Here is a 1215-nt window from a genome sequence, read left to right as displayed (position 1 = left end):
ATGGCAAGTTGATGGGATACCGAGTGAATCCAGGTAAGAATAAGATTCTGTTTGATGAGGTTGGTTTGGAGCCAAATGATCTTGCTGTCACTCTAAATGGCAATGATCTAACTGATCCTACGGTCATGACCAAGTTATGGTCGGAATTATCACAGGCATCAAGCTTTACACTAGGTGTTGAGCGTGATGGCCAACTACACGATATCTATATTGAGTTGCAATGATTGTAGCTTATGAGACATGCGAATACGCAGGAGTTTTTTGTGAGAAAGTTAGTGAGTAAGAGCGCAGTGTGGTTAGCCAGTAGCCTGCTCTGCAGCTCTGCACTGGCGAGTGAATATAGCGCTAGTTTTAAGAGTACCGATATTCAAGAATTTATTAATGTGGTTGGACGTAATCTACAAAAAACCATCATTGTTGATCCATCGGTACGTGGGCAAGTTAATGTCCGCAGTTACGATCTATTAAACGATAAACAGTATTACAGCTTTTTCCTTAATGTGCTGGAAGTGTACGGTTATGCTGTCGTAACAATGCCTGATGGTGTGCTTAAGGTCATTCGTAGTAAAGATGCGAAAACGTCAGCGATTCCAGTGGTTGGCTCAGACAGCAAAACCTACGGCGATGAAGTAGTGACTCGGGTTATTGCGGTAAAAAATGTCTCTGTACGTGAGCTTTCTCCGTTGCTACGTCAGCTCAATGATAATGCAGGTGCCGGTAACGTGGTTCACTATGATCCGGCTAATATCATTATGATTACGGGTCGAGCTGCGGTGGTAAATCGCTTAGCTGAAATCATTGAGCGTGTTGACCGAGCTGGTAATAAAGATGTCACTATTGTTTCCCTGAACAACGCCTCAGCCTCTGAAATGGTACGTATTGTTGAATCGTTAAATAAGAGTGCTGATAAGTCAGTACCTGAATTTTTGGTTCCTAAAGTGGTTGCTGATGATCGCACCAATTCAGTTTTAATTTCAGGTGATCCTAAAGTTCGAGCTCGCCTTAAGACCCTTATTCATCAGCTTGACCGTGAAATGGCCACTCGAGATGATAACCAAGTTATTTATCTTAAGTATGCTAAAGCCGAAGATCTGTTAGAAACCCTAACTGGCATTTCTGAGAATTTGCAGGCTAAAGAAGGTGGTCAGGCCAAGTCTGCTTCTAGCAGTAAAAATGAGGTGAGTATTAATGCTGATAAAGGCACGAACTCACTGG

1 protein-coding gene and 1 pseudogene are annotated in these 1215 nt (G+C 42.6%); both read left to right on the top strand.

Annotated features, from left to right (window positions below; translation table 11 throughout):
• A pseudogene (locus I3255_RS14500) lies at positions 1 to 224 on the top strand (type II secretion system protein GspC); the annotation flags it as partial.
• A gap of 39 nt (positions 225 to 263) precedes the next feature.
• Positions 264 to 1215 (top strand): secretin N-terminal domain-containing protein (locus tag I3255_RS14495; protein ID WP_346268629.1); only part of this gene is annotated, 952 nt, incomplete at its 3' end.

The sequence above is a fragment of the Psychrobacter sp. Ps6 genome (assembly GCF_022129235.1).
Lineage (GTDB): Bacteria > Pseudomonadota > Gammaproteobacteria > Pseudomonadales > Moraxellaceae > Psychrobacter.
This window is presented reverse-complemented; position numbering and strand designations above follow the sequence as displayed.